The following is a 5,976-nucleotide window of genomic DNA, read 5'->3' as shown; positions in this document are numbered from 1 at the left end:
CTGCGCGTCGTCGGTCATCAGCTCGGGATCCGGCACCGCGTCGGCCAACGGCACACCCTGGCCGGGGTTGGTGCCCCACGTCACGAACGGGCTCAGCGACGCGGCGTCGAGGTAGACCTCGGTGTCGAATTCGGCGCCGAGGTCGGTGTGCAGCTGCTGCCAATAACTCATCGCCGCATCCCATTGCGCCCCTTGCGGGGCGTGCGGACGGTCACGCAGGAACTCGAACGTGGTTGCGTCCGGGGCCACCATCCCCGCCCGAGCACCCGCTTCGATGCTCATATTGCAGACGGTCATCCGGCCTTCCATCGACAGCGATTCGATGGCGCTGCCTCGATATTCGATGACATGGCCCTGCCCACCGCCAGTACCGATCTTCGCGATCAGGGCGAGAATGATGTCCTTGGCCGTCACCCCGGCGGGCAGCTGCCCATCGACATTGACCGCCATCGTCTTGAACGGCCGCAGCGGCAACGTCTGGGTGGCCAGCACGTGCTCGACCTCCGAAGTGCCAATCCCCATGGCCAGAGCGCCGAATGCGCCGTGGGTCGAGGTGTGGCTATCACCACAGACGACCGTCATTCCGGGCTGAGTGAGGCCCAGCTGCGGCCCGACCACATGCACGATGCCCTGCTCGACGTTGCCCATTGGATATAGCCGCACACCGAATTCGGCACAGTTTCGTCGCAATGTCTCGACCTGGGTCCGCGACACCGGGTCGGCGATCGGCTTGTCGATATCGGTGGTCGGGACGTTGTGATCCTCGGTCGCCAGCGTCAAGTCGGGGCGGCGCACCGGCCGGCCAGCCAGGCGCAGGGCGTCGAAAGCCTGCGGGCTGGTGACCTCGTGCACCAGGTGCAGATCGATGTAGATCAAGTCGGGCGCCCCTCCTTGCTCCGAGGCACCTCCTGACACCACAACGTGGTCATCCCAGACTTTTTCGGCCAGAGTGCGCGGTTTGGTGGCGACTCCCGCCGCCCCTTGGTCGATTCTCATACCGAACTCGCCTCGATTCGCCTCGTTAGCGGCTCGCCGAGCATTCGGGCTGTGATCTCAGAATGCGAGACGCTAGTATCTCCTTGTGAGACAGCATAGCGGCATCGGCGTCCTGGACAAAGCGGTGGGTATCCTGCAAACGATCTCCCAATCGCCCTGTGGATTGGCCGAACTGTGTGAGCGCACCTCTTTACCCCGCGCGACGGCTTACCGGCTGGCCGCCGCCCTCGAAGTCCATCGCCTGTTGGCACGCGACGACGAAGGACGCTGGTTGCTCGGTCCGGCCGTCACCGAACTCGCGGCCCACGTCAACGATCCGCTGCTGACCGCCAGCGCCGCGGTGCTCCCGCTGTTGCGCGAAACGACCGGCGAGAGCGTGCAGCTCTACCGTCGCGAGGGCACCGACCGCGTCTGCGTCGCCGCACTGGAACCCGCTGCGGGCCTTCGCGATACGGTTCCGATCGGGGCGCGATTGCCAATGACGGCCGGATCGGGCGCCAAAGTTCTACTGGCCCATAGCGACGTGGCCACCCAGAAAGCGGTGCTCGCGACCGCGAAATTCACCGAACGAACACTGGCCGAAGTGCGGCGGCGGGGGTGGGCGCAAAGCGTGGCCGAGCGCGAGCCGGGCGTGGCGAGTGTGTCGGCGCCGGTGCGTGATAGCCGCGGTGCCGTCGTCGCGGCCATCTCGGTCTCGGGCCCCATCGACCGGATCGGCCGGCGCCCCGGGGCACGCTGGGCCGCCGATCTTCTGTCCGCCGCCGAAGCTCTTACCCGTCGCCTTTAACCCGTTCCGGCGGCGAGTGTGCATCCGGGGCGGCGTAATCGGGAATTCGGCGCCCTCATCGCGCGCTCTACGCCACCAGCGCACAGTCAACGAGAGACCGCCTGACAGACTGACCGGCATGGGAACCAATCAGCGCGCGAGCATCGTCATGTCCGAAGACGAGGTCGCCGAATTCGTCGTGAAAAGCCGCACCGGCACGCTGGCCACCGTCGGCGCCGACGGCCAGCCTCACCTGACCGCCATGTGGTACGCCGTCGTCGACGGCGAGATCTGGCTGGAGACCAAGGCCAAGTCGCAGAAGGCCGTCAACCTCACGCGCGATCCGCGGGTGAGCTTTCTGATCGAGGACGGCCACACGTACGACACGCTGCGCGGGGTGTCCTTCGAGGGCGTCGCCGAGATCGTCGACGATCCCGACGTCTCGCACCGCGTGGGCGTCAGCGTCTGGGAGCGCTATACCGGCCCCTACAGCGAGGACATGAAACCGTTCGTCGAGCAGATGATGAACAAGCGGGTCTGCGTTCGCATTGTGGCCCGCCGGGCTCGTTCCTGGGATCACCGCAAACTTGGCTTGCCGGCCATGCCGGTGGGCGGATCGACAGCGCCGGCAGTCCTGGGGACCGACCAGTAGCTGCGATATTTGTAGCCCCGATGGGATTCGAACCCACGCTACCGCCGTGAGAGGGCGGCGTCCTAGGCCGCTAGACGACGGGGCCAGAAACGATCCGAGCAGTCAGCATAACTCACCCCGCTAAGCCCACCTAATCGCTTGAGGCGGAGAGAGTTTTGCTGGGGTACCAGGACTCGAACCTAGAATGGCTGAACCAGAATCAGCTGTGTTGCCAATTACACCATACCCCATTGGCTGCCTAAAACCGCTGGTCAACGCCGATTGCGGGCTTTCATAAGCTCTTTGGACTCCGCCGCCGCCAGCCGTTGTGGGCCTTTCGGTAAACCGCAGTGCAGACTACCAAAGTCTCGACGGACACTCCGCACGCGCGGCGCCCGTCACTCACGCGGGGTCCCGCCCGGCGGTCTCACGCGCCGCCCGCAGTCGCAGCATGCTGCGGTCGCGGCCCAGCAGCTCGAGCGACTCGAACAACGGCGGGCTGATGGTCGTCCCGGTGGCCCCCACCCTGATCGGGCCGAACGCCTTGCGCGGCTTGAGGCCCAGATCGTCGATGAGCGCGGCCTTGAGCGCGGCTTCGATCTGCGGAGCGGTCCAGTTCGCCACGGCGTCCAGCGCTGGCAGCGCCGCGTCCAGAACCGCGGCGCCGTCGGCTCCCAGCTCTTTGGCGGCGGCCTTGGGGTCGAGCGCGTACTCGTCGTCGTTGAGGAACTTCAGCAGACCCCACGCGTCACCGAGCACCACGATTCGGGTCTGCACCAGCTCGGCGGCGGTGGCGAAGCTGTCGTCATCCAATTCGAGGCGGTGACCGTGGACGTTGAGATAGTCGCGCAACCTGGTGGCGAAGTCGTCGACCGCCAGCATCCGGATGTGCTCGGCGTTGAGCGCGTCGGCCTTCTTCTGGTCGAAGCGGGCGGGATTCGAGTTGACGTTGACCACATCGAACGCGGCCACCATCTCCTCGAGGCTGAACAGGTCGTGATCGTCGGCGATGGCCCAGCCGAGCAACGCGAGGTAGTTGAGCAGCCCTTCGGGAATGAAGCCCCGGTCGCGGTGAGCGAACAGGTTCGACTGCGGATCGCGCTTGGAGAGCTTTTTGGTTCCCTCCCCCAATACCGTTGGGAGGTGAGCGAACTGCGGGGTGCACTCGGCCACGCCGATCCGGATCAGCGACTGATACAGCGCAAGCTGGCGCGGCGTCGACGGCAGAAGATCCTCCCCGCGCAGCACATGGGTGATCTTCATCAGCGCGTCATCGCACGGGTTGACCAAGGTGTACAACGGATCTCCGTTGGCACGGGTCAACGCGAAATCGGGCACCGACCCGGCGGCGAAGCTGGTGGTACCGCGAACCAGGTCATCCCACGCGAGGTCTTCGTCGGGCATCCGCAGCCGCACCACCGGTTTGCGGCCCTCGGCCAGGAACGCGGCGCGCTGGGAATCAGTCAGCTGCCGGTCGAAATTGTCGTAGCCCAGCTTGGGATTACGGCCCGCGGCGACGTGGCGCGCTTCGACCTCCTCCGCCGTCGAAAAGGCGTAGTAGGCCTCCCCCGCTTCGAGCAGCTTGGCCACTACATCGTGATAGATCTCACTGCGCAGTGACTGGCGGTAGGGGCCATAGGGTCCGCCTACCTCTGGTCCCTCGTCCCAATCCAGGCCGAGCCAGCGCAGCGCGTCCAGCAGCGCCAGATAGCTTTCCTCGCTGTCGCGCTGCGCATCGGTGTCCTCGATGCGAAACACGAAGGTGCCCCCGGTGTGTCGGGCATAGGCCCAATTGAACAGCGCGGTGCGGACCATTCCGACGTGCGGCGTGCCGGTGGGCGAGGGACAGAAACGGACGCGGACTTGGGCTGGTGCAGTCACGATTTTCCTTTACGGACCACGGGATTGGTGAGGGTGCCGATGCCCTCGATGGTGATGGAGACGGTGTCACCGTCCTCAATGGGGCCGACACCGGCCGGCGTTCCGGTCAAAATGATGTCGCCCGGCAGCAGCGTCATCACGGCCGAGATCCACTCGACGATCGACCCGATGTCGTGAATCAGCAGCGAGGTACGGCTGTGCTGCTTGACGTCGCCGTTGACCTCGGTGCGTAATTCGAGATCGCCCGGATCCAACGGTTTGAGATCGGTGACGATCCACGGCCCCACCGGGCAGAAGGTGTCATGCCCCTTGGCCCTGGTCCACTGGCCATCGGATTTTTGTTGGTCGCGCGCCGACACGTCGTTGCCGATGGTGTAGCCGAGGATGTTCTCTGCCGCCTGGGCGGCCGAGACGTCCTTGCAGGGCCGCCCGATGACCACCCCCAGCTCACCCTCGAAGTGCACGGGTGATGCGTTGGCCGGCAAGCGGATAGGCACGTTCGGCCCGATGATCGCGGTGCTGGGTTTAAGGAAGATCACCGGATCCACCGGGGCCGGGCCGGTCATTTCCTTCATTTCGGCGATGTGATCTGCGTAGTTTTTCCCGACACACACCACCTTGCTGGCCAGTATCGGGGCGAGCAGCCGCACGTCGGCCAGCGGCCATGATCGGCCGGTGAAGTTCGGCGTGCCGAACGGATGTTCGGCGATCTCGCGCGCGATCATCTCGGCTGGGTCGTCGAGTTCCCCTTCGATACTGACGAAGGCAACACCGTCGGGGCTGGCGATTCGACCAAGGCGCATTTGGTTGAGCCTAGTGACGGTCGCGAGCGCGGCGTAGCCGGGCGTGGCGGGCCGTCACCATCCGAGCTAGTGACGGTCGCGAGCGCGGCGTAGCCGGGCGTGGCGGGCCGTCACCATCCGAGCTAGTGACGGTCGCGAGCGCGGCGTAGCCGGGCGTGGCGGGCCGTCACCATCCGAGCTAGTGACGGTCGCGAGCGCGGCGTAGCCGGGCGTGGCGGTGACGGGCACCGGCACAAGTCCTGGCCCAAAATTTCGCACCGGTATGCAAGCATTGGGAATGCAGACCGACCCGGCCGCGACGCCCGAAATCGGCGCGGGCGCGCGCTGGTCGATCATGATCTCTTCCCTGCTGGCAACGGCGAGTTCGTTCCTCTTCATCAACGGCGTGGCGTTCCTCATCCCGTCGCTGCAAGCCGTGCGCGGTATCCGGCTCGACGAAGCCGGTCTGCTGGCCTCGATGCCCAGCTGGGGCATGGTTGTCACGCTGGTGCTCTGGGGATACGTGCTGGACCGGGTCGGCGAGCGGGTGGTGATGACCACTGGCTCGGCGCTGACCGCAGCGGCCGCCTACGCCGCGGCCTCAGCGCATTCCATCGTGATGATCGCCTTATACCTGTTTCTCGGCGGTATGGCCGCCGCCGCCTGCAACACGGCCGGCGGCCGGCTGGTGTCCGCCTGGTTTCCGCCACACCAGCATGAACGTCACGGTCACCGTTTGCGGCATCATCAGCAGACCCGCCACCGCGTGAATTCGCCACAGTGTCAACGACCCTCGGTATGGGCTGGCGAGTTCCTGAACGCTCGCGCTGGCGCGGGGCTTGCGTGGCGGGTCTGCTGATGATGCCGCAAACGGTGACCGTGACGTTCATGCTGGTGTGGCTGATCAGAAACCTGCACTG

At 65.7% G+C, this 5,976-nt stretch carries 5 protein-coding genes, 2 tRNA genes and 1 pseudogene; 3 read left to right on the top strand and 5 right to left on the bottom strand.

The annotated features are described in order from the left end of the window. Positions 1-996 (bottom strand): 3-isopropylmalate dehydratase large subunit (locus A5652_RS16160; protein ID WP_067353273.1); only part of this gene is annotated, 996 nt, incomplete at its 3' end. Between the two features lie 85 nt (positions 997-1,081). Between A5652_RS16160 and A5652_RS16155 the strand changes: the two genes are divergently transcribed. Next, positions 1,082-1,783 (top strand): IclR family transcriptional regulator, encoded by a 702-nt coding sequence (locus tag A5652_RS16155; protein WP_067353270.1) that lies wholly within the window; start codon positions 1,082-1,084, stop codon positions 1,781-1,783. 118 nt (positions 1,784-1,901) lie between these two features. Continuing rightward, the gene (locus A5652_RS16150) at positions 1,902-2,414 is read left to right on the top strand and encodes a pyridoxamine 5'-phosphate oxidase family protein (protein ID WP_067353267.1); all 513 of its coding nucleotides are present in this window, start codon (positions 1,902-1,904) and stop codon (positions 2,412-2,414) included. A 12-nt stretch (positions 2,415-2,426) separates the two neighbouring features. Here A5652_RS16150 and A5652_RS16145 read toward each other — a convergent pair. The 4 genes from A5652_RS16145 to A5652_RS16130 form a co-directional block, all read right to left on the bottom strand. After that, positions 2,427-2,499, bottom strand: a tRNA-Glu gene (locus tag A5652_RS16145). Between the two features lie 73 nt (positions 2,500-2,572). After that, positions 2,573-2,644, bottom strand: a tRNA-Gln gene (locus A5652_RS16140). 151 nt (positions 2,645-2,795) lie between these two features. Further along, the gene (gene gltX, locus A5652_RS16135) at positions 2,796-4,274 is read right to left on the bottom strand and encodes a glutamate--tRNA ligase (RefSeq protein ID WP_082983936.1); all 1,479 of its coding nucleotides are present in this window, start codon (positions 4,272-4,274) and stop codon (positions 2,796-2,798) included. Continuing rightward, entirely contained in the window at positions 4,271-5,077 is an 807-nt protein-coding gene (locus A5652_RS16130; RefSeq protein WP_067353261.1) for a fumarylacetoacetate hydrolase family protein, read from the bottom strand. Before A5652_RS16130 ends, gltX begins: the two co-directional genes overlap by 4 nt. A gap of 277 nt (positions 5,078-5,354) precedes the next feature. On the opposite strand from A5652_RS16130, the pseudogene A5652_RS16125 reads away from it, so the two are divergent. After that, positions 5,355-5,976: pseudogene (locus tag A5652_RS16125) on the top strand (MFS transporter); the annotation flags it as partial.

It is taken from the genome of Mycobacterium sp. 1165178.9 (assembly GCF_001673555.1).
In the GTDB taxonomy this organism is placed as follows: Bacteria; Actinomycetota; Actinomycetes; order Mycobacteriales; family Mycobacteriaceae; genus Mycobacterium.
This window is presented reverse-complemented; position numbering and strand designations above follow the sequence as displayed.